Origin of the sequence: Mesorhizobium sp. M1027 (assembly GCF_040318745.1) — a bacterium.
In the GTDB taxonomy this organism is placed as follows: Bacteria; Pseudomonadota; Alphaproteobacteria; order Rhizobiales; family Rhizobiaceae; genus Mesorhizobium.
The window spans coordinates 1-24,835 of the sequence record NZ_JAMYMW010000008.1; the positions used below are offsets into that span (position 1 = coordinate 1).

General features: G+C 58.0%; 18 protein-coding genes. 11 read left to right on the forward strand and 7 right to left on the reverse strand.

The genetic code is table 11. The features are described 5' to 3' along the window. The first annotated feature begins 894 nt into the window (after window positions 1-894). Genes NKH50_RS16340 through NKH50_RS16355 form a run of 4 tightly spaced genes read left to right on the forward strand, consistent with a single transcriptional unit; the run spans window position 895 to window position 7,585 of the window. A complete protein-coding gene (locus tag NKH50_RS16340) occupies window positions 895-2,115 on the forward strand; it encodes a glycosyltransferase family 4 protein (protein WP_352879851.1) in 1,221 nt (406 codons plus the stop codon). Continuing rightward, window positions 2,112-3,368 (forward strand): O-antigen ligase family protein, encoded by a 1,257-nt coding sequence (locus NKH50_RS16345; RefSeq protein ID WP_352879853.1) that lies wholly within the window; start codon window positions 2,112-2,114, stop codon window positions 3,366-3,368. The genes NKH50_RS16340 and NKH50_RS16345 overlap by 4 nt, the downstream gene beginning before the upstream one ends. Before the next feature lie 4 nt (window positions 3,369-3,372). Beyond that, on the forward strand, window positions 3,373-5,367 hold the full coding sequence (asnB, locus tag NKH50_RS16350; RefSeq protein ID WP_352704726.1) for an asparagine synthase (glutamine-hydrolyzing): 1,995 nt from the start codon (window positions 3,373-3,375) through the stop codon (window positions 5,365-5,367). A gap of 1 nt (window position 5,368) precedes the next feature. Next, complete coding sequence (locus NKH50_RS16355; RefSeq protein WP_352879855.1) at window positions 5,369-7,585, forward strand: GumC family protein; 2,217 nt, start codon at window positions 5,369-5,371, stop codon at window positions 7,583-7,585. Between the two features lie 315 nt (window positions 7,586-7,900). Here the strand turns inward: NKH50_RS16355 and NKH50_RS16360 are convergent, their stop codons facing one another. The 5 genes from NKH50_RS16360 to NKH50_RS16380 form a co-directional block, all read right to left on the reverse strand. Next, window positions 7,901-8,947: a class I SAM-dependent methyltransferase gene (locus NKH50_RS16360; protein ID WP_352704729.1), complete on the reverse strand. Its 1,047-nt coding sequence runs from the start codon at window positions 8,945-8,947 to the stop codon at window positions 7,901-7,903. Window positions 8,948-9,042: 95 nt separating this feature from the next. After that, the gene (locus tag NKH50_RS16365; protein WP_352879857.1) at window positions 9,043-10,086 is read right to left on the reverse strand and encodes a glycosyltransferase family 2 protein; all 1,044 of its coding nucleotides are present in this window, start codon (window positions 10,084-10,086) and stop codon (window positions 9,043-9,045) included. Beyond that, window positions 10,083-11,618: a lipopolysaccharide biosynthesis protein gene (locus NKH50_RS16370; protein WP_352704733.1), complete on the reverse strand. Its 1,536-nt coding sequence runs from the start codon at window positions 11,616-11,618 to the stop codon at window positions 10,083-10,085. The genes NKH50_RS16365 and NKH50_RS16370 overlap by 4 nt, the downstream gene beginning before the upstream one ends. Before the next feature lie 162 nt (window positions 11,619-11,780). Next, window positions 11,781-12,863: an NAD-dependent epimerase/dehydratase family protein gene (locus NKH50_RS16375; protein ID WP_352689632.1), complete on the reverse strand. Its 1,083-nt coding sequence runs from the start codon at window positions 12,861-12,863 to the stop codon at window positions 11,781-11,783. Window positions 12,864-13,106: 243 nt separating this feature from the next. Beyond that, on the reverse strand, window positions 13,107-13,817 hold the full coding sequence (locus tag NKH50_RS16380; protein ID WP_352507238.1) for a helix-turn-helix transcriptional regulator: 711 nt from the start codon (window positions 13,815-13,817) through the stop codon (window positions 13,107-13,109). Between the two features lie 287 nt (window positions 13,818-14,104). Here NKH50_RS16380 and NKH50_RS16385 point away from each other — a divergent pair, with 287 nt between their 5' ends. Beyond that, window positions 14,105-15,844 (forward strand): PAS domain S-box protein, encoded by a 1,740-nt coding sequence (locus NKH50_RS16385; protein WP_352507237.1) that lies wholly within the window; start codon window positions 14,105-14,107, stop codon window positions 15,842-15,844. A 181-nt stretch (window positions 15,845-16,025) separates the two neighbouring features. Here NKH50_RS16385 and NKH50_RS16390 read toward each other — a convergent pair whose 3' ends face one another. Beyond that, window positions 16,026-16,700, reverse strand: coding sequence for a LuxR C-terminal-related transcriptional regulator (locus NKH50_RS16390; protein ID WP_352480474.1), 675 nt, complete (start codon window positions 16,698-16,700; stop codon window positions 16,026-16,028). A gap of 511 nt (window positions 16,701-17,211) precedes the next feature. On the opposite strand from NKH50_RS16390, the gene NKH50_RS16395 reads away from it, so the two are divergent. The 6 genes from NKH50_RS16395 (at window position 17,212) to NKH50_RS16420 (ending at window position 23,388) form a co-directional block, all read left to right on the forward strand. Further along, window positions 17,212-17,934: a nucleotidyltransferase family protein gene (locus NKH50_RS16395; protein ID WP_023675619.1), complete on the forward strand. Its 723-nt coding sequence runs from the start codon at window positions 17,212-17,214 to the stop codon at window positions 17,932-17,934. Between the two features lie 47 nt (window positions 17,935-17,981). Beyond that, window positions 17,982-19,118 (forward strand): DegT/DnrJ/EryC1/StrS family aminotransferase, encoded by a 1,137-nt coding sequence (locus NKH50_RS16400; protein WP_352480475.1) that lies wholly within the window; start codon window positions 17,982-17,984, stop codon window positions 19,116-19,118. Then, entirely contained in the window at window positions 19,115-19,789 is a 675-nt protein-coding gene (locus NKH50_RS16405) for a sugar transferase (RefSeq protein WP_352704735.1), read from the forward strand. Before NKH50_RS16400 ends, NKH50_RS16405 begins: the two co-directional genes overlap by 4 nt. A 74-nt stretch (window positions 19,790-19,863) precedes the next feature. Further along, a complete protein-coding gene (locus NKH50_RS16410; protein ID WP_352480477.1) occupies window positions 19,864-20,868 on the forward strand; it encodes an SDR family NAD(P)-dependent oxidoreductase in 1,005 nt (334 codons plus the stop codon). Further along, on the forward strand, window positions 20,865-22,139 hold the full coding sequence (locus NKH50_RS16415; RefSeq protein ID WP_352704736.1) for a hypothetical protein: 1,275 nt from the start codon (window positions 20,865-20,867) through the stop codon (window positions 22,137-22,139). Before NKH50_RS16410 ends, NKH50_RS16415 begins: the two co-directional genes overlap by 4 nt. Beyond that, the gene (locus NKH50_RS16420) at window positions 22,126-23,388 is read left to right on the forward strand and encodes a polysaccharide biosynthesis/export family protein (RefSeq protein WP_352704738.1); all 1,263 of its coding nucleotides are present in this window, start codon (window positions 22,126-22,128) and stop codon (window positions 23,386-23,388) included. The genes NKH50_RS16415 and NKH50_RS16420 overlap by 14 nt, the downstream gene beginning before the upstream one ends. Before the next feature lie 37 nt (window positions 23,389-23,425). Here the strand turns inward: NKH50_RS16420 and NKH50_RS16425 are convergent, their stop codons facing one another. After that, window positions 23,426-24,763 carry an HlyD family type I secretion periplasmic adaptor subunit gene (locus tag NKH50_RS16425; protein ID WP_352879862.1) on the reverse strand — a complete coding sequence of 446 codons (1,338 nt, stop codon included), beginning with the start codon at window positions 24,761-24,763 and terminating at the stop codon, window positions 23,426-23,428. Between the last annotated feature and the right edge of the window lie 72 nt (window positions 24,764-24,835).

Here is a 24,835-nt window from a genome sequence, read left to right on the forward strand (position 1 = left end):
AGTTGCCATCCAGTAATCCTTTTTCTCGTTCGATAGCGCCCGAGGCCTACCTACTAGAGGGTGTATATTAGCGCCAAATCACATACCTGCAGGCGCTGATAGAATGGTTGATCGCCAATAGGAATGCTGCACGGAGAGAGAAATCCCAATAGATGTATTAAATAAATATCAAGAATATAACCACGTTAAGCTCGCACGGCTATGCAGATCAATCCAATTAATTGGAAATAGATAGTTTAATTGTCTAAAAATTTAGCCTGCATGTTGCGGAATTGAATTGTTAATTTAGCTGTTAACCTGCAAATTTACATATCAGAAGAACATTTAATCTAAGGGACAAGGCCCTTCGTAGTCTCGTTGCCGCAACCAATTAGTTGTGGACAATTCGTAAGCGTCTGCCCGCGCGTCGCGGGATATCGGTCGGCAGATCAGTTTCCGACATCGGAGGGGTCGAATCGGCTTGCCCGCTGGTCGCATGAAGGCAAGTCGCGTCAGGGGTTGTGGGTGAGAGGGCTGATCATCATGCCTGGTAACACGCGGACCGGACAGGGAGCTTAGGAATCCCAGCGTAGAGCAGCCGTACAGCGCACGACTGTCGGAAGGGCTTTCTTCGGTTGGCTTATCAGTGACGAGTCCGGCTTGGCAGAACTCGCCAGAGTTCGAGGCACAATTCATCGGCGTATCCACAAGATGCCGTCGAGGTGCTTCGCGCTGTGCGTAAGGCCGTGATCCCAATGCGGTTTACCTCATTCAAACAGACGAGGACAGTAGGCAAGCCTCCTCCTACCGTACCCTTTCACGCGCACAGAAGTAACGAAGCAAAACCATGAAAGCAGATGCGAAAGGTAGTTACTTCATGCGACCGAAACACGGCGCACGGACGGGAGCTTCGGGATGAATCCGCATCTCGTTTGTGTGGGAGGCGAAGATCACGCCCTGAGAATTCCGTTCCTAATGTCGCTGCGCGAAAGCGGCTTCCGGGTCACTGCGGTTTCGACCGGCGATGAGGCTGCGTTTTTGCGGCATGGCATTCCGCATCGCCGCTACGGTTTCGACCGATTTGCCAGCGGCGGTGGCGAGTGGACCGCCGTAAGAGCGATTCGGAAACTGGTTGCGGAACTCCGGCCTGACATTGTCCAAAGTTTCGACACCAAGCCTAACCTGCTCGCACCCCTTTCGCTGCGCGGAACAGTCCCGGTCGTACGCACGATCAACGGCCTGGGCTGGACATTCTCCTCGCTCGAACCGCGGGCTCTGGCCCTGCGTCCAATCTTTTGCGGACTGCAGTGGCTTGCTTCCTTCTGGACGGCAGCGACGGTGTTTCAGAACCGGGACGATGAGGCCTTCTTCAAGCGCTTTCGATTAATTGAACCCGGCAGCGGAAGAGTGATCCGCAGTTCTGGCATCGACGTCGATGCGTTCGCCATGGCGAGGCATCTTGCTCCGCCGGCAACGAAAATGCGCAAGGAACTCGGGCTCCAGTCAGCGGAGATCGTGATTTTTGTGGGCCGGCTGACCCGCCAGAAGGGCATCCCGATACTGCTTCAAGCAGTGCCCCGCGTCCTTTCCAAAAGACCTAATGCTCGTTTCGTGCTTGTCGGCCCTTGGGAGTCCGAAGGTCCATTTGCAGTCGACAAGTCGGAAATCGATCGACACGCTCCTCATGTTATCGCGCTTGGCCCACGACGCGATGTTCCAGCCCTTCTTGGCATGGCCGACGTGTTCGCCTTCCCCACACAATATCGAGAAGGAATCCCGCGCGTCCTGCTCGAGGCAGGGCTGGCGGGTTTGCCCATCGTTGCCTCGAACATGCCCGGCTGCAATGAAGTGGTCGAGGATGGATGGAACGGCTATCTTGTCCAACCGCACGACGCCGATGGTCTTGCATCTCGAATACTTGACATCCTTTCCGACCGCAGTCGCGGAAAAGTCATGGGCGGTCGTTCCGTCGAACTTGTCCGGGAGCAGTTCGCGCTGCCGCGGGTGGTGGCCCAATATTGCGATCTGTACAAAAATATCCTTGGCGCCAAACCCCACAGCGATCTCGCCCGACCGGCGTCTCCGACCTTGTTTGGAGAGGGTGCTGCGAGAAGCAGATTGGACGGGCGCCGATGATCCGGGAAGCGATCCTGGCCTGCGGTCTCGCAACGACCTATGCGGTGCAACTCGACATTCCAGGGTCGCCCTTAGGGGTTGGCGAACTGTTCATCGTACTTTGGATCATGCTGTCGATTGGGCGCGTACTCGCGGGGGGCCACCTGGAGACAAGGCCGGCGCTGACACGCCTTGTGAGCTTCTGGACGATCATGGCGCTTGCTCTCGGGATCGGCACCGTCGTCGGCTATCTGACCACAATTCTATATCTGACGGGCCTGATGCACGATACGATGGCCTACCTGCTGTTGGTCAGTATCACCTGCCTTGCCGCTGCAGAACCCGACGCTGATCGCCGGCTGCGTCGTACTGGCTGGTGGGTTGTGGGCATCGCGAATATCGCGCTTGCCATTCAGCTGGGACAGGGCTGGGGCTGGATCCCCCAAGCTGGCGTCGATCCCTGGTACTGGGACCGCTTTCGTGGCTGGTCGCATAATCCAAACCAGCTCGCGCTCTACTGCGCAATCTTTGGCCCGCTAGCCTTGCATCTTGCGACCACCACCAGCAATCGATGGGGCAGGTTTCTTGGGATCGCCAGCTTGTTCCTGACCTTCTATGTCGGGAGGCTGACAAAGAGCGATACCTATTTGTACACCAGCATCCTGACCTGCCTGACGTTCCTCGGGCTGCGGATCAGGACATGGCTCAAGACCGGTGGCAACAGGGTCAGCTTTTCACGGCAAGCCGTCCTCCTGTTGCTTGTCGGTATCCTTCCGTTGGCGATCGCGATAACCCCTTACGCCGTAACTGAGGCGAGCGTCCTCGAAAATTTCGCCAAGGGCCTGACCAAGGACAAAGGCGGCGAGGCCACTGCCGAAACCGTCGCACTCCGCGTGCATCTCTGGAACGAAGCGTTGGAGAAGGGCGCCGAATCCGGGTCGCTGGGCCTTGGTCCAGGTCCGCATCTCGAGCGCCCATCAGTGTTCGACTCGCAATTTCTGGAACGGCCCTTCGAGGCTCACAACACGATCCTCGACCTGTACACTCAAGGTGGTCTCATTGCAGTTCTGGCGCTGGTCTGGATAGTCGGCGCCGCCATCATATCGGTGTGGCGTGCGAAGCTCGACGCGCTGTTAGCGCTCGTGGTGTCAATTATCATCTTCGGGATGCCGCACCTGATCATCCGCCACCCGATCGTATGGTTTGCGCTAACCATCTGCCTTGTCGCCGGTACGCCGAAAGCAGTTTCTGCAATCTCCAACAATCCGGGGTAATGGTATGTGTGGTATTGCCGGAATTCTTCTTGCCTCCGATTCAGCCGACACGAGGCCGCTCAGGGCAATAGAGCAGATGACGGCCGCACTTCGTCACCGCGGGCCGGATGGCGAGGCATTCTGGGTAAACTGTGAATCGGGGGTCGCCTTCGGTCACAGGCGGCTGGCCATAGTTGACCTGTCGGAGGCTGGCCGTCAGCCGATGCATTCTGAAAGCGGCCGATATGTCATTACATTCAACGGCGAAATATACAATTTCCGTGATTTGCGCCGTGAGCTGGAGAGTACAGGCCATCATTTTCGGAGCGCCAGCGATACCGAAGTCATGCTCGCCGCAATTGAGAGTTGGGGCCTCGAAAAAGCACTCACCCGTTTCGCCGGCATGTTCGCTTTAGGATTGTGGGACCTTAGGACAAGGACGCTCCATCTCGCCCGCGACCGAATGGGTAAAAAGCCGCTTTATATCGCCTCAACACGCGATGCACTTGTTTTTGCTTCCGAGTTGAAGGCGATCAACCGTTTTCCAGGGTTTTGCCAGGAGCTCGATATCGATGCGGCCGCGGCAATGCTTTCGAAGGGATGGGTACCGGATGACAGCTGCATTTGGCGAGGCGTGTTCAAGCTGCCGCCGGGTTCGGTCCTGTCGGTAACGGCCGCTGAGTTCTCCGGGGAACGCAGTGTCGCCTCTCTGTCGCATCGCATTCGACGCTGGTGGTCGCTGGCCGAAGCCGCCACGGAAGGGCGGGCGGAACAGGTCGCCGGCAGCGACGAGGAACTCACCAATGAACTGGACGGCCTGCTTCGACTTGCCGTTCGGGAGCGCATGATCGCTGACGTCCCGCTCGGGGCCTTCCTGTCGGGCGGAATAGATAGCTCGACGGTTGTGGCCCTTATGCAGGCTCAATCGGAAAAGCCTGTGCGCACGTTCACCATCGCTTTCGGAGAGGGCGGGTTCGATGAGGCTCCCCACGCTGCGGAAGTCGCGCGCCATCTGGGGACCGACCATACCGAACTCCACCTTTCGGCTGCCGTAGCGCGCGACGTCATTCCAGAACTGCCGCAGATCTGGGACGAGCCATTCGCTGACGAATCGCAGATACCAACTCTGCTGGTGGCGCGGCTCGCCCGCCGGCACGTTACGGTGGCTCTGTCGGGCGACGGTGGCGATGAATGCTTCGCCGGCTACGCACGCCACTTCATGGCGGCCCGCCTGCGACGACAGCATATTCTGCCGTCAGCACTGCGTCGGGCGCTCGCGGCAGGCACTAGGTTATTGGCCCGTGCAGCCCGCCACGATCTCGTCGGCAAGCTGCCGCTTTCGGAGGGTGCACGGCATGCGCTTCGGGGGGATCGGCTGAATCGCCTAGCTCAGCTGCTTGCTGCAGCCAACGAGGACGAGTTGTATCGGCGACTTACGGGATCATCGAACGAGAACCTGAGCCTCCACCAGCCACCCTCATCAATTCACGTCGAGCACCGGCTTGATGGGCTGCTGTCCCGTCTGTTGTATGACGATATGGCTGGATACCTCCCCGGCGATATATTGGTGAAGCTGGACCGCGCCAGCATGGCCAACAGCCTCGAGGGGCGATGCCCGCTGCTCGATCATCGGGTTGTCGAATTTGCCTGGCGCCTGCCGACGAATACGAAAGTTCGTAATGGCAAAGGCAAGTGGATCCTTCGTCAGTTGTTGCGCCGATACGTTCCGCAGCGGCTGATCGAGCGGCCGAAGCAAGGTTTTGATGTTCCTATAGCCGTCTGGCTGAGAGGCCCGCTGCTGAGTTGGGCAAACGACCTTGTCGCCGATATGCGTTTGTCCGGAGACGGGATTTTCGACCTTGCAGAGGTGGATGCGTGCTGGCGCGATCACGTTGACGGCAGGCACGACCATTCTCGTGAATTGTGGCCCGCTTTGATGTTCCAGGCCTGGCACAACGAGGCAAGGCGCCCATCGCCCACAGCAACGGGTTCTCGCGTGCCCGAACTTACAGGAGATTAAGATGGAAGGGTCCATAGTTAGCCGCATCCACCTTCCGCACGTTAACGAAATGCACGTGCCTGCGCGCGAAATCGCTCCGCGCATGAAACGGCCCTTACGCGAACAGATGGACACGCAAACCCCATTCCATCAGCTCCTCATTACCCTCTCAAGAAAAAAATGGTTCCTGCTGGCCATGGTCATCACTGGCGGTGTATTAGCCGCGCTTGCGGGTCTTGCACGGCCTGCCCTGTATGAAGCCACTGCACAGGTAATCGTCGACGCACCTAGTAGAGCGGCCCCTGCCGGCGGCTCGGTCTCTACTCAAGATGTGCTGGATTCCAGCATTGACGACCACATCACCATGCTCTCGTCGCAAGGCCATCTGCGAAGCGTGGTGGCAGCGCTGCGCAAAACGGACGCTCTCAACAATACTAGAAAGGCTGATGCTGTTACCGAAAATTCTGCTGCTCACCCTGCGGGCGTCGAGCCGCCGAAGTTGCGCTCGGGTACAGCCGATCTGCTAGCCGAAATTTGGCCGCGAAGCACTCCGGCGGAGCCAGATGCGGCTGAACTCAAGATACTGCGTAAGGGTATAAGGATCGGCCAGGAGTTGCGATCGAGGGTCATCAGTGTCGGCTTCACCGATCACGATCCGGCGCGAGCTGCTTTGATCGCCAATACGTTCGTCCAAGTGTATATTGGCGATCTGGCAAGGAAAAGCCAAGCATCGGACAGACTGGAACTTGAATCGATAGTTGCCGGACTTCCAGCTACACAGAACAGTCTCGCAGAAGCGACCGATCGTCTTGAGAGGTATCGGCTGAGCCATGGCGCGATCGACCAAGGTGCAGCGGATAATGCCGCCAAGGAGATAGTCGAACTCACCCAGCAAATCTCCTTGTCGAAAGCCGATCTCTCCGCATCGGAATCTCGACTTCAACACATTCAGGACTTGCGAAAGGGGGGCGCGTCGGTTGCCGCGGTAGCCGAAACCATCGGATCACCCGTGCTGGCCGATCTCTTGGCACGCCAGGCCAACGGCACAACAGATGAGGATGTCACAAATGCGATCGATCGTGAGATCGAACAAGAAATCGCCCGCGTCGCTGCCGAGACGAACATCTATCGCTCCCAAATAGCGGTGCTGCAAAAGCGTAAGGACGTCCTGGATGCGGTTGTGGCCGATACAGCCGGCCGGCTTTCCGGATTGCGCGCTCTCGAGCCCCAGGTCGGCATCTTGACGCAGCGCTACAACGACCTTTTGACCCGGCAACAAGACTTGATGCGGCGTATTGCAAGTCCATCCCCCGGGGTCAGGCTTCTCTCAGCGGCGTGGCCTCCTACCAATCCAACGACTCTTTCGCCAATATTTCTTATTCCGCCCGGCATGGTTGTGTTTGGCCTGATTGGGGGGATCTTCATACTTGTCCGCCAACGCTTCGATAGCACCTTGCACGGGGAGGCCGAAGCTGAAGCAGCGCTCAAAGTTCCGTGCCTCGGGCTAATACCCCAGGCTGCCACAACGCACGCGAGGCGACTGCAGCAGCTGGTTTCAGGTCAGCAGGAGTCAAGATACAGCCGCGCCGTGACGGCCCTGCTTGTCGCTGCAGCGCCCCGGCGGGCGAGGGATTGCTCGAACATAATCTTGATAACATCCTGCAGTGAGGATGATGGCAAGACCGAGCTCGCATGGAGCATGGCCTTGGCGGCCACAAGACTTGGAGGGCGAGTACTCTTTATTGATCTGGACCGCACGGACCGCCGCCTTACAGGCGAGTTTGTGAAGGAATTCAGCGCACGTAAGCCGCACAATTTTTTCGGAGACTATATCAATGACCGTTGTGCGCTGCGCGATGCGATAGCTGGAATGTCGGCAATCGGAATCGATTTCATGGCGCTCGCACCGTCGGAGGATCTGCTGCCCTTGCTGTCCAGTGTCGATAGCTCCCCTTTCAAAGATGAACTGCACTCGGTCTATCGGGTGGTCATCATAAATGGGCCGCTGGGGCTTGAGGGACCAGAGGCCAGACTCCTGACAGGCTGGGGTGACGTGGTTCTTTTCGCCATTCGCTGGGCGAAAACGCGACGCAGCATCGCGCGAGGCGTCCTAGACTTGCTTGCGGGCGATACGCCAGCTTCGGTTCCCGTCGCAAGCGTTCTCACGAAGGTTAATCTCAGGAAGCACGCGGGTTACCGGTTCGGGGACAGCGCTGATCTCTTGCTGGAGGGAGCATGACGAGTTCGGCTTTTGCTGTTGCCTACTTCCCACCACCGCCCGTTGAAAATCCCCGTTTTAGGCGCCGCGCCGATCGGCTGCCGGCGCGGGCCATTCGCCCGTAGCCGGGGTTGCTGCGGAGAGATCCGTCCGGAGCGTGGGGCCGAGGTGTCACAACGGAACCTACTGGCCAGGAGCCGCCGGACGGGCATTCATGAATTTCGGGAGCCACGCCTGAGGCGACGCCCCTGATGCCATCCTTCGTCTGCTTGGCAGGTCCAGCAGCCTGGTGGTGTCAAAATCACCTTCCCGCTGCAAGCGGCGTGGCACCGCTCATTACTGCTTGGCTTGGCGATGAATCCGTGGCGCAGGTGACGAGACTTTGTCGATTTTCGCCCAGAGTGCGCTCCCGCCCATCGTAGATGCGTTCCTGATGGCGTATGCCCATGCCGGCAAGCGTGACGGTGAAATCGCAAGGGCGGTCAAACCTTGCGCCATTCGTTGCGCTTTGCTTCGCGGCAAGGCCCGCACGAACTCACTCACACTACCTGGTTTTTGTCCCTTACGCAAAAAGCTGTGGACGATGTCTTGCTTCAGGAATTTGGCGAGATTGAACGGCTCGCGCTCGCATTTGCTCAATTGCAAGCCGTGCCGCCGACATATGGCATCGAAGGCTCCTTTCGTCCATCGGCCAATGTGGTTTGGTGGCATGTCTACGAGCGAACCGTGAGACTCCATATAGTACGTTCTGTTTTCATTTGGCACGGCTATGAAAACAGATCCTTGCGCCTTCAGAAGATATTTTAAGCGAGCAAAAACCTCATCCACTTGGTCCATATGCTCGAAGACCTGAAACATGAAAATAAAATCGAACGCCTCTTTCATGGGGTTGAAGCTGCCATCTCGAAAGTCATTTGCAAATGTCTTGAAGCCTTTTGACGCCAGTACTGATCGCGCCGTTTCGTTGTAGTCGACGGCAGAAATATCCGAAGTATGGAAGAATTTATTCTTGATGCGGTCGAGAAAATACCCAAACCCCGATCCCACTTCGAGAGCAGTCTTTCCGCCAGTATTCAGGCCCGCGAGCTCTTCGATTGTTCTTGCATATTCCCATTTCATAGTTGGATAAGAAGGGTACGCCCAGGCTAAGTTATAAAACTCAAAGCCGCCGGCGACGAACGGATCTGCGAAACCGAATCCACAATCTGCGCATTTGCGAATGTCGCAAGTGTTACGGCCCCAGAGATCCGACAGGTGGCTTGTTAACTTTCGGGAGCGATCGGGGTCCTGACGCGGATTGATGAAATGTCGAGAGGCCTCGTCTGCTGTCACTTCGAACAATTTTGCGGTTGATACACTGCCACACGCCGGACAAATGGTCATCTCGCTATCCCTGAAGCCTGGACGAAGGAAAGCCGCCTTCGACGGTGTAGAATGCGTGCCAGCCGGCCAACGCAGGCCTCAATGATGCCGCCACGCTAAATTCGCCTCTGGCTACGCAACCGGCCCAGTCTCGGGCGGATGGCGAACGCGTAAGTAATAATGTGCTGGCTCGCAATTTTCATGACTGATGGGCGAAGAATTTGCATGGCATCTTGGATCGTCGCTCGCCATGACTGCTGGTGGAATCTGCAGGGAATACGAGCAACCCGCAGCGCCCGTAACAAAGTTTCGGGGCGAGGGAGGTGTTTACGATCCTGAATTAGATTCCAGTTAAGCTCTTTGACAGCAAGAGTTACTTGATCAACGTCGTCAAAATTCTTAGTTGTAGTGATGCTCGGGTGATTGGTCGCGTCGTAGAAAATCAAGCCGTCATTTATCGCGACCATGTCTCCGTGGCATGCCAGGTCAACAAAGAACAGCTGGTCGACTCCGGCCGGGATAGAATTGTGCGCGCGCATCAGGCAACCCGCGTGAATGACGTCGCGGTTGATCAACAGCGTCGACGGGATGATCCCGAGGCTCCGCGTCGTACGGACCAGATAGAGGTCCGTTAGGCATTGCTGGCTCGAGTAGACGGAGATCCGTTGTCGCCCTTGCGGTGGCAATCGGAATTTCATCCGATCGTCTTCAATTATATTCGCGGCACAGGTCATGAATGCAGCCGAGGGATGCTTGGTGGAAACCTCGGCAAAGGTCTTGAGTGCGCCTGGGGCGAGCCAGTCATCGTCATGGAGCAGCTTGATCCATTTTCCGACGCAAGCGAGCATGGCGTTGTTGGTATTCTCGACCTGACCCCGGCCCCGACCGTTCTCGACAATTCGGATGCGAGGCTCGGTCCGTGCATACTCGGCCACGATTGCCCAGGTCGCTCCCTCTCGGCCCTCGTCGTCGCTGACGACCAGCTCCCAACTGGCGAAATCTTGACTCAGAATGCTATCCATCGCCCGGCGGATCGTGTCCGGTCGGCGAAAGGTCGGGATGGCAACTGAAATGAAAGGGCGCAGTCGCGAAGCATCAGCGCGATGATGTTGGTCAACCACATCGGTCGTTGGAAGCTGATCAAGCTGCGAGTGCTTCATGGTGTTTTTCCCTCGAGATGATGACTCTGCTTTGGTATGGCGGCTCCCGATGGTTCGACGTAGTGGCGGAGAAGATACAGAGAAGCCGCCGTTTTCAGTGCAAACCCGACGGCGCCGCCGGCCGCCATCAGATAAATGACTTTGAGTGGTTCCCAACCTGCCTCAGCACCGGCGAGCAGCGGGCCAAATACAAGCGCCGTCCGCGCGCCGTCGACCAGAAGTCGTACCTCTTGCCGCCGCAGGAGAGCCGGGACATCTTGAAGCGGTGTCGACAACGCCTGCGTGGCACCCATGAACGCCAGCGCGGTCATAATGTCTGCGGCGGGAACCCAGGGCGCGCCCAAGAGGGGAACGACGATATATGGCGCGGCCAGGCCAAGCGCTAATATTGGCAATGCGGTGAGGCCGGCTGAAAGCATCAAGAGGCCGTGCGCGGTGCCGAGCAAATGGGCGCGACTGCTGGTTTTGTTCGCCTCAGATACAAAAACATTGCTAAGCGGGTTGGCGATCAGCGTGACGGGTGCAGTCACCAGCCGTGACGCAACTCCCAGGTAGCCGGCAAAAGCGGCGCCAAACAGCGAACCAACGAGTATTGCGGGAAGATTGATGATGGCAAAACTCGCTAGGGCCGACGGAATGTCAAACAATGGAAACTTGTATTCTCGCCTGGCGACTACAAAGACGGTCCGCCACGGCGCTCGGGCGATGCCGCCTATGTCCTTCCTGCTCAGAATCCGAGAGCCGAGGATTCCGATGAAGATGAATTGGCTCAGGATATGAGCATGCACCATCGCGTCGCCTCCGAAATGGGCGAGCCCAAAAGTTAGTTGCAGCAGGGCCATGGTCACCGGCAAAATCAGGCGGCCGAGGGCGAAGTCGCGTAGCAGGCCTACGCGCAGACTCCAGCAGTTCATTGCTTCGACGAGGCCGGCACCCCCCATCCCAAGTGGAACGAGCCAGGCGAGGTGGCCAACTCGCGCTGGAGCGATGCTCGCCCACAGCAGTCCTGCCGCAAAGGCCAAGACACTCGTCACCATGACAGCCAGGAGAATGAGCTTAACGGTCACGTATGCCTGCGCACTGTCCTTGACCCCATAAAGCGAGGCCTCGAAACGCAATGCTGCGATCGCACCGAGGATGTTTACGATCGACAGGTAAATCGTGAAGATCCCGAAATCTGCCGGGGAATAGAGCCGGGCCAAAACGGGAATGGCGGCGACCAGGGTCAGCTGGCCGGCAATCGCCATGGCCGAAACGCCTCCTGCCGCGCGAAGAATACCGCCGATCGGGCTTGGAGGAACACGGGTGATTATTTTCTCGACCGTAGGAACCGTCCTGGATCTCAGAAAGTAGCTTTGGGACATGAGCTCGCGATTCCGAGGAGGCAAAAATGCGGTCGAATAGAGCTTACGATGGGGCCTGAACGTCACCATCATCCATCTGAATGACATTGTTCGGCAGAACGCGGATGCGGCGAATTCTTTGTGCTCCGTGCCAAGTACAAGTTCAGTCTCCGAATCGAGATCGCTCATTGGAACTGCCCGCGATAAGCTGATTTGCGCGAGGATCGCGCGGGGCATCGATGACCGGAAAATGTCGTCGTGACGCTGTGCGGCATCAGCTGATCTTTTGACCAGACCAGCAGCCCGACAGGATAACAGACGCGTGGATCCGTCGCTCCGACAAGGCGCGGATCACACGGTGGCCTCTACATGCACCAACGTTTGTTGCCGTATGCTGGTCGCGGCATCCCTTCCATGAAAGTCCCGGTACCATTCGACAAAGCGTTGCACTCCGTCCTCAAGCCGCGTCGTCGGGGCGAAGCCGACGGCCTTGCGAAGATCGCTGACGTCGGCGCGTGTCTCTAAAACGTCGCCAGGCGGCAACGGCACATCCACGCGAAGCGCCCGGCAGCCAAGGGCGGTCTCGATGATCGAAATGAGCCGGTTGATCTCCTCGGGCCAGTCGTTGCCGATGTTGTAGACGCGATGCGGCGCGGAACTTGTAGCAGGATCGGCGGTGAAGGGGTCCCAATGCGGATCGGGCCGCGGCGGTGCAGCCAGTGCTCGAACCACGCCCTCAGCGATATCGTCGATATAGGTGAAGTCTCGCCACACGCGGCCGGCATTGGCTACTTCGATTGGATTCCCCTCGATAATCGCACGCGTGAACATATAGACCGCCATATCGGGCCTGCCCCAGGGGCCATAAACGGTGAAGAAGCGCAGTCCAGTCATAGGTAAGCCGAACAAGTGACTGTATGAGTGCGCCATGAATTCGTTTGAACGCTTGGTTGCGGCGTACAGACTGACAGGATGATCGGCGCCGTGATGCTCGGAAAACGGTATGGTTCGATTTGAGCCGTAGACGGAGCTCGAAGAGGCATAGACGAGGTGACTAACGCCGAAGTGCCGACAGCCCTCAAGAACGTTGAGAAAGGCTATTATGTTCGATTGCAGATAGGCATGCGGGTCAACTAGTGAATGTCGCACGCCGGCCTGAGCCGCGAGATGCACAACGTTTGAAGGTCGAACTTCTGAAAACAGCAACTGGACACGCGCCGCATCCGCCAGATCAATTCGCATCGGAGTGAAGCCCGACTCGGTACAGAGGCGCGCAAATCGCGCTTCCTTGAGTCGTGGATCGTAGTAGGGGGAGAAATTGTCGACGCCGATGACTTCGACACCCAGACGCAAAAGCCGCAAAGCGACGTGAAAACCAATGAAGCCTGCCGCGCCGGTGACGACGATCGGTCCGGTCCGTGCCAGTCTCTTCACCGCGCGGTCCGAACGCGATCGAGCGATTTCCACCTTCTCCGCTGCGGCAAGAACAGACTCGCTGCCTAGATCGTTGTCCAACTTGTCGCCTTTCGAATCCGTTCGACAGTACCGAATGGCCGGTCCGGGATTGCGGCTTCCGTCATGCGGTGCACGACCTGCCAAGTCATGACACTCCAACTTGCGCCGTCTGAATCCCCGGGCGGATGCCGACGTCCGGCGATGGTATCCAGTGGCCTGCCTCTACGGCAGGACCGAAATGCGGCCAAGAAGGGCCACCAGTTCCGCCTGGCGTTTTGTTTCGGTCTTGGCGAACAGCGAGGCAAGCTGGGAACGGATCGTGGTGCGGCTGAGGCGCCAGCTGCGAGCGATCTCCAAAGGAGCGTCGCCCTGAGCCAGGCGCAAGGCGAGGTGCGTTTCTGCGCTCGTCAGGCCAAACATTCTTTGCAACGTGCGAGGATTTGGCCCAGATCTGTTATCCCGATCCAGCAACGCCACAATGCTCGTTCCGTCGGGAGCGATAACGCCGTTCTCGTTCAGAATCACCGGACGGTCGCCTCTGCTGCGGATCACCACCCAGGATAGTGAGCCCGGCAGGAATTGACCCGGAACATTTGCGATCAGCCGCCTTAGGGCGGTCGTAAGCCCGCTCGCCGTGTCGGCCGCTTCCCCCTGGCGCTCAAGCGTGGTTTGGGCGGCTGCGTTCCACTCGACCACCTTTCTCTCGCGATTCAGCACGAGATAGCCACAGCCAATGCGATCAAGCACGCCGGTTATGGATTCCAGACTGCGGCCTTTTTGTTCGCCGAACCTTGCGTCCAATAGATCCGATGCGCGATCGGCAAGGTGACCAGAAGAGGGCCGCGTATTCCGCGCTTCAAAATCATACCTGGTCCTCGTAGCAATGTACCGATTGCTCGAAGAAGCATTGACCTGTCTATCGATCAGATTCATTTTCTACCCCTAACCCAAAGTTTCACACGCCCGAAATAAGTATTCGGGATTCATGTAGTCTTCTATGTGTCGCTGGATTCTAGTCTTCTATGCGCTGACGGATAATATGTTCATCGCCACCTTGAAAAACTTAATATGATCCGACAGTTCTAAGGCAGCTCTTAGGCCCCGCTGCGTCCGATAAAATGCGCGCTATGATAGCGGTATGGCAATCCGGCAGTGGTACTAAGCTGTACGTTTTTTGCTCTAGTCTCGACGGGCTAGTCAGAAGGTTGTAGTCTGTGTCCATGAGCTCGCAGTCGCGCAGGTCGAATTCGAACCCGTCGGGCAGATTGCTAACTCATATTGCCTCTGCATCGGTGTTAGCTGCCACACTGATATTTGAAATCAAATCGTCAGCCTATATTGGGCAAGGCGCCAGTTTTCTGGAATTTATTCCGGCTATTATTATTATCGCCTATCTCGAAGACCGCGTGGCAGCGCTTGCTGCGACCATTCTGATGGTGACTGTCGGCCTGTGGGCGCGAGGACACGATCACATTTCAAATGGAGATTGGGCACGCGCAATCCTGCTTCTGGTTTCGGGCGGGGTAATTGCCATGACGTTCCATCGCCTTCGGCAGGACTTGCGTGAGTTGCTGGAAGTCGCGGAGGCCAGGCTAGCTGCCGTCGAAGCGACAGAAAGCCGCTATCGTTGGGCCTTCGAACGTGCTGCCCTGGGATTCGCGAACACCAACGAGAAAGGTGAGTTGCTTCAGTCCAACAAACGCCTTTGCGAGATGACCGGGTACAAGGAGGAGGAGCTTGCCCAATTGCGGCTCGATACGCTCGCCCATCCGAACGACCGGCATACCTTGGCGCAATTGTTGGCAAGGCTGGGCAATGACATCTCTTCGTTCGTTTCCGAGGTCCGTCTGTTAAGAAAGGACGGTATGGCATTCTGGGCTCGGCTAACGCTTTCTTCGTCCGTGCCCAAGGGGGGACTCTCGGAGAGCATCTTCGTGGTGGTCGACGATATTTCGGAACGACGCGCTGTTCACGAAGCGCTTCGGGCTCAGAAGGAATGGCTGGACCTCGCTCTGTCTGCTGGACGCTTGGGCACGTGGCGCATCGACCTTAAAGACGGGACAGTCACGGGCTCGGACACGTTCTGGGACATTCTCGGCCTGGCCCAGGCCAATAGCCGCAGTTTGGAGGAACTGTCAGCTGTCGTCCATCCGGCGGACTGGCCAAAGCTGGCGGCATCGAGAAAGGCCGCACCATCGGTCACGAATTACGATGTTGAGATACGTGTCCGCCGACCGGACGGACATATCCGCTGGGTTGCGCTGCGCGGAAGGGAGGAAAGACATGATGATGGTGGACAGCGGCTTGGAGTGGCTGCCGACCTGAGCGAGAGACGACAAACCACGCTGCTGCGTGCCGCGGCAAAGAAGCGGGAGCGCATCATGCTCGAACAGCGTCATAGATTCGGCAATGTTTTCGCGGTGATCACGGCGCTCGTGAAGATGGTCGATGTTCCCGGAAACAACGTCGCCAAATACAAGGAAATGCTGATCGATCGGATACGCGCGCTCGAGGCAACCCATTTGCTTCTTTCACGCAACGGCAGCGTATCGGGGGCGATAAACGATCTCGTTGCGCAAGAGTTGCACCCTTATATGGGGACACGCGCCATATCGGTCAGCGGTCCGTCCGTGGCGATATCGGGAGGCGCCGCCGAGAGTTTTGCAATGATCGTTCACGAGCTTGCCACCAATTCCATGAAATACGGAGCGCTTGGCGATTCAAAAGGCCGGATCGACGTAAGCTGGACGTTCGCAGCTGAAGACACAGGCAGCGATGTCGTGTTCGAGTGGGTGGAATCGGGGCGGCGGCGGACCTCAAGTGTAGTCCGTCATGGCTTCGGTTCCATGATAATCGGAGTGGATGGAGCGCCGCTTGTCGGTCACTCTCCCAGGCTGGAAATATCGGACCAAGGGTTGCGGTATTCGCTGCGGCTGTCGCGCAAGGAAATCGGATTGTAGTGCAGTGCTACAATCGGAAGCAGATATCTAAAGGCGGGTGGCGCTGAGCGGCCTTTGAGATGGGCAGTGTTCTTTCCAAGAATGTCGTTGGCCCAAAGCTGCGCCGTGGCTTTGGGATATGCAGTAATATGCGTGAGGAGTCATGGGATGCCGTTGCACGTCCAAAAGGACGCGCGGCGCTCTAGCTGGCATGTCTCGAAAGCCAAGTCTTCAGCATAACGGCAGCCTCGGTCCGATTGCGTACCCCCAATTCACGCAGAACCGCAGCAGCGTGGATTTTCGTGGTCGCCTCCGCGATTTCCAGATCGCGCGCAATTTCCTTGTTTGAATAGCCTTCCGCCATCAGCTTGAGGACTTCCTTTTGCCTCGAGGTCAGCCTGCCAAGGTTGACGCCAGCGGTACGTCGCTGTGGGCCCTTCTCGGAGTGGGTATGCGCGTGGGTTGCTTGCGTTGCACCCGAGCGTGACAGAAGTGCGGGAACATAGATGCGCCCGGAGAGGATTTCATTGACGGCCAAAACAACCTCTTCGTCCGTCTGCGACTTTACGATGTAACCGTGAAGCCCGATCGACAGAGCCGTGAGTATTTCCGAGCGTGAATCGTTACCGGAAACGATCGCAAATCGCGTATCCGGATAGGCGGACAGGATCCCGCCGAGCACTTCTTGATTGAACAGGCCTGGCATATTCAGATCCAGGATCGCGAGATCCACGAACGATTGCTCCGCCAGCAAACTGAGCACCGCGTCGAAACAAGACGCTTCAAATATCTCTACACCTGGAATGCCTGCGGTCAGTGCCAATCGCAAGCCGCGACGATACAAGCCGTGATCGTCGGCGATGACGATTCGATACATTGAACTACCCCAACGCGTATCTGAATGGATTGAACGGTAATGGGCCTGAAGTCGTAGCCATTCACTCGTCGATTCATCCAGCCGACGCCGCGGCACCCCCAACACCACAAACGCCGAATTTCTAATATAATCTTAAATAACGGGAAACGCTCCTCTTTTTTTTGCCCCTTGTGAGCGAACCCGCCGAACGTCGTCGAACATACGTTCTGACCTTTTGGAAAGCTGACAGACCGGCTGGTCGTTCAGCACTGCCATAGATCCAAAGATATAGAACAGCAAAACGGCCGAATTGTTACCATTCGAATGCACGACGACATCCACCCCGACGGCCACATACCATCCAGATGCAATGTCCGGATCAGGGATCGGCGGGGAAATCTCACCGGTCTTCTACGGGAAATCTCACCGGTTCTTCGGAGGGGCAAAGAACGTGTTTCCCGGGTGCTGACCAAGGCAGGATAGCCGGCCCGTGACGATAGCGTTCAGGCCGAATGAACAAGGGAGGACCAGGATGAAAGCGGTGATTCAATGTGGAGGAATGGGAACACGCCTCCGCCCCTTCACATCGGTCTTGCCGAAGCCGCTCATGCCGATCGGCGCACGGCCGGTTCTCGAGATGCTTCTGAAATGGTTGCGACGCAACGGTATTCAGGAAGTCTATATTACAACCGGGTATCTCGGCCACTTGATCCGCACCGTGTGTGGAGATGGCTCGCAGTGGAACCTGAAGATTCGATATACGCAGGAGATGGAGCCGCTTGGCACCATCGGGCCACTGTCTTTGATCAGGGATGAACTGACGGAGCCGTTTATCGTTCTCAATGGCGACGTCCTTACGGATCTAAGCCTCAGTCGATTTGTAGCAGCGCACCGTAAGCACACCGATCCGGTGACGATCGCAACAGCCTGTCGTCTGATCAAGATGGATTTCGGCGTCATCGACGAAGTCGACAATACCGTGCAGGTCTTTCGCGAGAAGCCGACCCTCTCGCATCTGGTCAGCATGGGAATTTACTGCATGAACCCGGACGTTCTGCAGTTTATCCCATCCGGCATACCCTTTGGATTCGACGACCTGATGCTGCAGATGATGCAGAACGGCACAACCGTGCACGTTTACAAGCATGAGGGTCTCTGGCTCGATATCGGGCGCGTCGACGACTTCCAGAACGCACAGACCATTTCCTGGGAAGACCAGTCGGCCTCGATCGAGGTCACCGCGACGGCTGCATGATGAAGTCACGAGCTCGGTTCCCACAATTATCAGTCTAGGAGGTTGTGATGCTCTTGGTCAGTGCCCCGATCCTGGGTGTGCCGGAAAAGACTGCTTTGACCAAGGTCATCGACAGCGGCTGGCTGACGATGGGGGAGCAGGTACGAGCCTTCGAACAAGCTTTTGCCGACGTCCATGGTGCGGAGGATTGCGTCGCGGTCGGTTCTTGTACGGCAGCGCTTCATCTCATTTTGCACGCTCTTGGCATCGGACCGGGCGACGAGGTGCTGGTGCCATCCTTGACTTTCGTGGCGACCGCAAATGCGGTCCTCTATGTCGGTGCGACGCCGGTCTTCGTCGACATCGAGTCAGCCGACGTGCCGCTGATGTCGATCGTGGAAGCCGAAGCGAAATGCACGACCCGCACCAAGGCAATCATTCTCGTCCATTTCGCCGGCTATCTCGCCGATCGGGAACAATGGCAGAGGTTCGCCCGTGCCCGGGGGCTGCATATCGTCGAGGACGCGGCGCATGCACCGGGCTTGAAGGAGGTGGGGACATTTGGTGCCGCGGCCGCCTTCAGCTTCTACGGCAACAAGAACATGACCACGGCGGAAGGCGGGGCTGTGATCGCCAGGGATGCCGGTCTGCTCGAGACAATCCGCCAGGCGCGTGGACATGGGATGACCACCGGGACACGTCAAAGGCTGAACAGCCGCACCCCTCAGTATGATGTCACCATGCTCGGATTCAACTATCGCATGGATGAATTGCGGGCTGCGATCGGACTCGTCCAGCTGCAAAATTTGCAGGAGTGGAATGAGATCAGGCGTATCCTGGTCATGCTGTATCGCCGTCTCATAGCCAAGCATTGTCCGGCCGTGACCATCCCGTTCCACGAGCCGCGGACGTCGGCCTACCACATCATGCCTATCCTTTTGCCACGTTACGCCGACAGGCAAGACGTCATCGACGCACTGCGCGCGCAAGGGATACAAACCACTATCCACTACCCGCCGGTGCACCAGATGACGCTCTATCGTGAGCTTATCCCCGATACTCATTTGCCGCGCACCGAAGATTTCGCGCAGCGCGAGCTGACGGTACCGCTGCATCCGCAGGTCACGGCACCTTTGGTCGAAACGGTGGTTGTCGCTCTTGCCGCAGCGGTTAGCGGTTGCGCTCAGACAGGAACAGCCGCATGAATGCCCTGGACCTAGCCATTCACCGGCCTAACGTCTCAAGTGCCGCCCATGGGACTGTGAGACGAGCAATTGATCTCGTCATTGCTGCGGCCGCGGCGATCGTCTTTGCTCCGCTGATGTTGCTGATTGCCGTGGCGCTGCTGCTGGAAGGCGGTCGGCCCATCTTCTTTACGCAGACCCGCGTCGGGGCCGGTGCTCGCCCATTCCGCATGTACAAGTTCCGCAAGTTCAGCGTAAAATGCGATCCCGGTGGCTTGGCGCTGACCATGGCCGATGACAGCCGCATGACGCCGGTAGGACGGTTCCTCGCCGTCACCAAGTTCGACGAGCTGCCGCAGCTTTGGAACGTCTTCAGGGGCGAGATGGCAATCGTCGGGCCGCGCCCGGAGAGCCTTGTCTTCGCCGATTGTTTTCGCGGGGGCTTCGAGGGTATTTTACAATACAAGCCAGGCTTGCTTGGTCCAGCCCAGGTTCTCTTCCGGAATGAAGCGCATTTTTATCCGCGATCCGTGGACCCGTTACTGTTCTACCGCGAGGTCTTGTTTCCGGCCAAAGCCAGGCTTGACCTTTCCTATTATCCGCAACGCACGATCGTCTCCGATGTCGTCTGGATGGTGCGCGGCCTGCTGGCGGTGCTTGGCGTCGTTTCGCCGCCGCCGATCGGAACTTGAGAGCAGGTGGGACATCGGCGCTCTCGTGGATTTGCAAAGTCAGTGCCTCACGTCATAGGGGGAACGCTTGGGTCATGGCATACAAGGGCAGGAAAGTTCTGGTTACGGGTGCCGATGGGTTCATCGGTTCGCATCTCACCGAGGCGCTCGTCCGTAGCGGTGCCGACGTCACCGCGGTGGCTCTCTACAATTCCTTCGACAGCCACGGCTGGCTGGACGATTTACCGGACACTATACGAAGCCAGTTGAACCTCATCCGCGGCGATGTTCGCGACAGCGCGTTCGTTAATCGGATCGTGCGCGGCCAGGCGGTCGTGTTTCATCTCGCCGCACTGATCGCTATCCCGTATTCGTATGCCGCCGCCCAGTCCTATGTGGAAACCAACATCCTGGGCACGGTCAACGTCCTCGAAGCGGCGCGCCAATGGGAGACTGAGCGTGTGGTGCACACCTCGACAAGCGAGGTTTATGGCACCGCGCTGACAATGCCTATCAGCGAGTCCCACCCATTGCAGGGACAGTCACCGTATTCGGCATCCAAGATCGGTGCGGACATGATGGCGGAGTCCTACGCCAGATCGTTCGACATTCCCGTGGTTATCATGCGGCCCTTCAATACGTACGGCCCACGCCAAAGTGAGCGGGCCATCGTACCGACCATCATACGTCAGGCTCTCGATAAAAAATGCCCTGCGATCATGGTGGGAGACACAAGCCCGATCCGCGACCTTACTTTCGTGGAAGACACCGCGGCGGCGTTTTTGACCGCAGGTTCGGCCGAGCTCGAATTTGGCCATGCCTACAACGCCGGAAGCCAGCGCGCTGTGACGATCTCGGACATATTGGATCTGGTGATCGAGTTGAGTGGCTGCAAGAAACCAATTCACCGCGACGAGCGCCGGCTGCGGCCGCAGAATTCCGAGGTGCGTGCCTTGCTGGCCGATTCTTCGCTCCTCGAAAGCAAGACTGGATGGCGCGCCCAGACCAGCCTGCGCGAAGGCTTGGAGCGGACCATCGGATGGTGGCAAGGGCGCCTCAGCGAAGGCCGGGTGCGACACGAAATGGGCTACATGACATGACCTTTCGCCCGCGTGGGTTGGCTCCGCTGTTGATTGCGGCTGCCTTGTCGTTGGATTTGTCCACGGCCAGCGGCCGGCAAGACAGCGCGCCGACACAGTTTGTCGCGCCAGTGATGATGGATCTGCCCGATTATCTTCAACCCGCGACGGATCCAGCCTTCGGGACAGTTTTCATGCGCATCACCAAGCCTGGCGCTCTTGGCAATGGCGTCGTATGCGAGAAGAAATTTTGCAGCCACCGTTATTCCAGCTCCCAGGCATGGAATTCAGACCAGAGCCTCCTCGTCATCACCAACGGCTGCAATGGCATGTGCTTTTTCGACGGGCACACCTATGTCCCGCTTTTCCGTCGCGCTCGATCGGCTGAATGCGAATGGCATCCGCAAAATCCCGATCTGATGATTTGCGTTCAGGACCGGAAAATTTCGACCTGGGCGCCACGGACCAATCGCGAAGACGTGCTGTTCGTGTCGCCGAATTACCATGATCTTCAGTTCGGTCCGTCCAAAGGCAATCCTAGCCGCGACGGCGATCGCATAGCAGTGCGCGCGATCCGTGGGGATGGTGCGATGGTTGCCTTTGCCTATGATCTCAAGCAGCGCCGGAAATTTCCTGACATCGATCTTGCCCAGCTTGCCGGAACGGTCAGCGCCTGCTCGATCTCCCCGCTGGGAGCGAACATCCTGTGCTTTCAGAACGTGAACGAAGACACAGAACAGCGAGCTATTTTCTCCGTCGACGGGACGTTGCGGCAGAGGTGGACGGACCATCATCGGCCCGGCCATGGCGATATGACGGTCGATGACGACGGTAGCGAAGTTTTCGTGGGCATCAGCAAATCCGACCCTGACAAATATCACGTCATCAAAAGGAGACTGATCGACGGGAAGGTCACCTCGCTTATGAAATTTGGCGAAGCGGAGCATGCGTCCGCGCGGGCACTGGACAGGAGCGGCTGGGTGTTCGTGAGCTATGGCGGCAATCCCGATGAGATATCTGCCAATCGCGACTGGGCGCCATATGCGCGAGAGGTGATCGCGCTGCGCCTCGACGGCAGCGGTGAGGTTCGACGAGTTACGCAAACCCACAACGTCTCGTCCGACTATTGGAGCGAAACCCATGCCTCGCCGTCCCCCGACGGCTCACAGGTGATCTGGTCGAGCAACTGGGGCGTGCCTGGCGGGCCAGTCTACGAATTCATCACCCGTCTCGATTGGCCGGAAGAGTCGCGGTCGAACCAGAAGGAGATTGCCGCCAATGGTCCTCGTTAATCGAATCCTTCTTGTCGTGCTCGGCATGCTAGCCGCGATGGAAACGGCCGCTGCGGCGGAAGCACGGGTTCCTTATCGACTTTCCGCCGGCGATACCGTCGAGATAGGAATTGCCTCCATCTCTGAGCGAACGCAACGTGCGGTGGTCCAGATGGACGGCACGATCGCGCTTCCCGAAGTCGGGATGGTTTCGGTTGGCGGCCTGACTCCGGCCGAACTGCAGACACGCATGCAGACGATCTTGCCAACCAAGATATTCCACCAGCGGCTGCCTGACGGGCGGGAGCAAATGATCGTCATCAAGCCGACAGACGTGACCGCCGTGGTTGCAGAGTACAGGCCGATCTATGTGACTGGCGACGTGCTCACTCCCGGACAGCAGGCCTATCGCCCGCTGATGACCGTGCGGCAGGCGATTGCCGTGTCAGGTGGCTTCAGCCTTTTGCGGTCCCGGGCAAACCAGGTTGGCCCCGATCCGGTGGATCTGCGGCGCGATTATGAGTCGCTTTGGGGGGAATACACGAGAGACTATTTTCACAGCGCCCGTCTCCGCGCCGAACTTCAGGGTAAGTCGACTTTCGACATGCAGCCACCACAAGGGTCGCCCTTGTCGGCAGGTTTTGCGTCGGCGATCGCGCAGGCCGAAGCAGAAGGGCTGAAGCTCTCGTTGGACAATTTCCAGAAAGAGCAGAGCTTTCTCGACAAAAGTGGCAAGGATGCTGCAGCGCAAACCGAGACCTTGCTCGAGCGCGAGCGGGCCGAAGCGGATGGGGTGAAGGCGGACGAAGACGAACTGGCGCGCGTAAGGAAAGCGTTTGAGTCGGGAAATCTAACCAATACCCGGCTCGCCGACGTCCGGCGCGCTTTGGTGCTCTCTTCCAGCCGGGCACTCGAAACCTCGGTTGAACTTATGAGAGCACGACGTCAGCAGGACGATTTTGCCAGACAGCGCGAACGCAATGACAACCAAAGAAGGATCGGTCTGCTGACCGAGCTGAAGGATACCAACGTGCGCCTTGCCGATGTTAGCGCAAGACTTCGCGCCGCCAGCCAGAAGTTGCAGCCCACGGGAGCGGCCGCCCTGCCGTTGCCGGTTGCCGGCGAAAGGATCCAGGCCGAGGTTACGATCATTCGCAAGCTCGGCGAAGAATGGCGGAAACAGCTTGCCCAAGAAGACACCGAGGTCATGCCGGGAGACACGATCGAGGTCAGGTTCAGCAGCGCTCTCGAAAATGCGGCGACCCGATGAACCGGCCGGGCTGCCGGTTGAGAGTGTGGCAGCCCCCTTACTGCCTGAAGGCCCTGGAGAACTGGTCGGTAAGAGGCTTCATCAAGTAGGACCAGACACTGCGCTCGTCGGTTCTTATGTGGACTTCGGCGGGCATGCCAGGTTTGAGTATTTTCTCTCCAGTCAGGCAGGTCGCTTCATTCTCGACGTCGATGCGAGCCGAAAAATAGGAAAGCTGGCGTTGCTGATCCTTGATCAGATCCGCTGAGACGCGCTTGACCGAGCCTTCGCAAGCAGGTGTGGTGCCGGCGTCGAACGCCGGAAAGCGGATCGATACCTGCTGTCCGGGATGAATCTCATCGATACGCGACGGAGGAATGGAAGCGTCGACAACAAGGTTGTCGGAATCGGGCACAATCATCATGAGCACCTCTCCGGCGCCAATTACGCCTCCGACGGTGTGGACCGAGGATTCTTGTACCGTGCCCGACTGCGGGGCACGAATGTCTGTCCTGCCGAGTTCGTCTTCGGCCACCACCTTGCGCTCACTGAGTTCGGTCTGCTTGGCTTCCGTTTCGCGAAGTTCGTTGGTCACGTCGCTCCGCATTTGTTCGTCGAGCTGAAGCACCTGCAGGTCCGTTTCACTGATGTGAGCCTGTACCTCCGCTATCGCCGCGACAAGGCGTCCCGATTCGCCGCGAGTCCGGGTCTTCTCCAGGCTGACATTGCTCAACCTCTCCTTGGACACCAACTTCTTTGCATAGAGAGATTCGACATCTGCAAGGTTCTTGGTCAGCAGATCCAGAGACTCGTCGGTCGCAGACTGCTGCGATTTGAGGCCATCGATCTGACGTTCCAGCTGCTTCGAGCGGCTTTGCAATTGGGCTTTCTGGCCAGCCAGCGCCGCAGCACGGCTTTCAAACAAGGCACGCTCGCCACTGACAAGTGCCGCCACTTGCGGGTCACCCATTTGAGCGCGAAGGTCGGGCGGGATCTGCATTTCCGGCAGACCCTGGCGCTCGGCCTCCAGTCGGGCCAGACGAATGGTGGCGCGATTGAGGTCCTCGGTGATTATCTGCAGGTTTGCTCGGGTCAAGGTGTTGTCCAGCCTGACCAACACGTCGCCGGCCTTCACATGATCGCCGTCGTGCGCGAAGATTCCGCCGATGGTGCCGCCGGTTTGATGCTGCACTTTTTTTATGTTGCTTTCGACCACCACAGTCGCAGGCGCAATCACCGCGCCGGCAATCTTGGTCAATCCCAACCAGAGCCCTCCGCCAAAGACCAACAGCAAGCTGGTTGCCAGGCCCAGGAGCAGATTGGCCCGGATTCCATCCGGCTCTGGCTTCGTCCCCAACGAACGGCTCTCACCGCCGGCGGCGACGTATGACGACACGGTAACAGTGGAGCGATACCTCGCATATGCTCGTCCGCACCTTTGCGCGGCGGAACGACAATTTGTTGCCAG

Bases quoted from the DNA above. Each gene is read 5' to 3' on its own strand.
- NKH50_RS16340 (WP_352879851.1), top strand. From the start codon at position 895: ATGAATCCGCATCTCGTTTGTGTGGGAGGCGAAGATCACGCCCTGAGA.
- NKH50_RS16345 (WP_352879853.1), top strand. From the start codon at position 2,112: ATGATCCGGGAAGCGATCCTGGCCTGCGGTCTCGCAACGACCTATGCG.
- asnB (WP_352704726.1), top strand. From the start codon at position 3,373: ATGTGTGGTATTGCCGGAATTCTTCTTGCCTCCGATTCAGCCGACACG.
- NKH50_RS16355 (WP_352879855.1), top strand. From the start codon at position 5,369: ATGGAAGGGTCCATAGTTAGCCGCATCCACCTTCCGCACGTTAACGAA.
- NKH50_RS16360 (WP_352704729.1), bottom strand. From the start codon at position 8,947: ATGACCATTTGTCCGGCGTGTGGCAGTGTATCAACCGCAAAATTGTTC.
- NKH50_RS16365 (WP_352879857.1), bottom strand. From the start codon at position 10,086: ATGAAGCACTCGCAGCTTGATCAGCTTCCAACGACCGATGTGGTTGAC.
- NKH50_RS16370 (WP_352704733.1), bottom strand. From the start codon at position 11,618: ATGAGCGATCTCGATTCGGAGACTGAACTTGTACTTGGCACGGAGCAC.
- NKH50_RS16380 (WP_352507238.1), bottom strand. From the start codon at position 13,817: ATGAATCTGATCGATAGACAGGTCAATGCTTCTTCGAGCAATCGGTAC.
- NKH50_RS16385 (WP_352507237.1), top strand. From the start codon at position 14,105: ATGAGCTCGCAGTCGCGCAGGTCGAATTCGAACCCGTCGGGCAGATTG.
- NKH50_RS16390 (WP_352480474.1), bottom strand. From the start codon at position 16,700: ATGTATCGAATCGTCATCGCCGACGATCACGGCTTGTATCGTCGCGGC.
- NKH50_RS16395 (WP_023675619.1), top strand. From the start codon at position 17,212: ATGAAAGCGGTGATTCAATGTGGAGGAATGGGAACACGCCTCCGCCCC.
- NKH50_RS16400 (WP_352480475.1), top strand. From the start codon at position 17,982: ATGCTCTTGGTCAGTGCCCCGATCCTGGGTGTGCCGGAAAAGACTGCT.
- NKH50_RS16405 (WP_352704735.1), top strand. From the start codon at position 19,115: ATGAATGCCCTGGACCTAGCCATTCACCGGCCTAACGTCTCAAGTGCC.
- NKH50_RS16410 (WP_352480477.1), top strand. From the start codon at position 19,864: ATGGCATACAAGGGCAGGAAAGTTCTGGTTACGGGTGCCGATGGGTTC.
- NKH50_RS16415 (WP_352704736.1), top strand. From the start codon at position 20,865: ATGACCTTTCGCCCGCGTGGGTTGGCTCCGCTGTTGATTGCGGCTGCC.
- NKH50_RS16420 (WP_352704738.1), top strand. From the start codon at position 22,126: ATGGTCCTCGTTAATCGAATCCTTCTTGTCGTGCTCGGCATGCTAGCC.